Source organism: Pauljensenia hongkongensis, assembly GCF_001746855.1.
In the GTDB taxonomy this organism is placed as follows: Bacteria; Actinomycetota; Actinomycetes; order Actinomycetales; family Actinomycetaceae; genus Pauljensenia; species Pauljensenia hongkongensis.
The window spans coordinates 1,416,417-1,417,710 of sequence record NZ_CP017298.1; the positions used below are offsets into that span (position 1 = coordinate 1,416,417).

Here is a 1,294-nt window from a genome sequence, read left to right on the forward strand (position 1 = left end):
CGGGCTGGGCGGGCCGGGCGCGCCTCGCCGGACGGGGAGGGCGCGACGCGCTCCCGTACCCGCCGTCGATCGGCGCACTGCCGTAGGCGTCGTCAAGGGAAGGGTCGGGCACGGGAACCGGGTCGCCCATAATCTCCTCCTTCACGCTCGCGCCCCCCACTCTATACGGGCCGCGCACGGGCGCGCGCGCCGCCAGGCCCTCCGATAGAGTGGACGTGTCCTTTCCAACGGCCCACCCGGTAGGAGACGAAGTGGCAACGTCAACCCCGGTCAACACGGATCGCATCCGCGAACTCCTCACCAGCCGCAACGTGAGGTTCGGCGACTACAACGACTCCGAGCTGGTCTACCTGGCGCCCAACGCGGCATTCTTCTGGAACGCCACCAACCCGCAGATCCTGCAGCTGCGGGCCCAGTGGAGGGGGATCGCCTCGACGAAGGCCCAGTTCACGGCCCTCGTCGAAGAGGTCGGCAGGTGCAACGCCACGCGCTCTGGCCCCAAGGCGTACCTGGCCCCCCTGGAGGACGGGATCCGCTACGGGCTCGGCGCGGAGTGCAACATCATCGTCATGTCGGGCCTCACCCCCGCCCAGTTGGACACGTTCTTCGAGACGGCGATGTCGATGATCATGAGTTTCTTCACCGATGTCGAAGCCGCCCTGCCCGACTTCGTCGATTGGAACGAGGAGGAACGATGAACACGCCCTTCGCCGTTCCCGATCCCGAGGACGACGCCACCCCCTACCCCGTCACCCTCGACCGGGTCCTCGCGAGCGTGCGCGCCATGGGCTACCAGCTCGACGTCGTGGAGGAGGGGCGCTCCGTCGGCGCGATCTTCGACTCCATCCCCTTCCTGGTCTCCTTCGACTCCGGCGGGCGCTTCATGTCGGTGCGCGGCGCGTGGATGACCGGGCTGGACGGCGCCGAGGCCCAGCACCCCATGTTCGCCGCCGCCGACAACTGGAACCGGGAGAAGTACTTCCCCACCGTCTACACGCTCGTCTCCGAGGACGGCTCCCTGGGGGTCTTCGCGGACCTCACAGTCGACACGAAGGCCGGGTTGACCGAGGCGCAGCTGCGCGACGCCGTCGGCTCGGGGATCTCCACCGGCGTCTCCGCGATCCAGTACATGAAGGAGGCGGCGGCGAAGACCCTGGGCTGGTCCGGCCCGTCCGGCTCCGATGCCGACGGCTGACGGGGCCCCGGCCCCCCGCCCCGGCCCGGAGGCGCTGGTTCGGCTACTGCGGGCCCTGAGCGCCGGCGACGACCGCCTCGTCGGCCTCGTGGAGCTGCC

Annotated in this window: 2 protein-coding genes; both read left to right on the plus strand. The window is 69.9% G+C overall.

Features of this window, described 5'->3' with window-relative positions; translation table 11 throughout:
• Positions 1-251: 251 nt before the first annotated feature.
• On the plus strand, positions 252-698 hold the full coding sequence (locus tag BH719_RS05855) for a YbjN domain-containing protein (RefSeq protein WP_009743881.1): 447 nt from the start codon (positions 252-254) through the stop codon (positions 696-698).
• Positions 695-1,195 (plus strand): YbjN domain-containing protein, encoded by a 501-nt coding sequence (locus BH719_RS05860; protein WP_009743882.1) that lies wholly within the window; start codon positions 695-697, stop codon positions 1,193-1,195. The genes BH719_RS05855 and BH719_RS05860 overlap by 4 nt, the downstream gene beginning before the upstream one ends.
• The last annotated feature ends 99 nt before the right edge of the window (positions 1,196-1,294 follow it).

Coding starts and splice junctions, on each gene's coding strand:
- BH719_RS05860 (WP_009743882.1), top strand. CDS start 695: ATGAACACGCCCTTCGCCGTTCCCGATCCCGAGGACGACGCCACCCCC.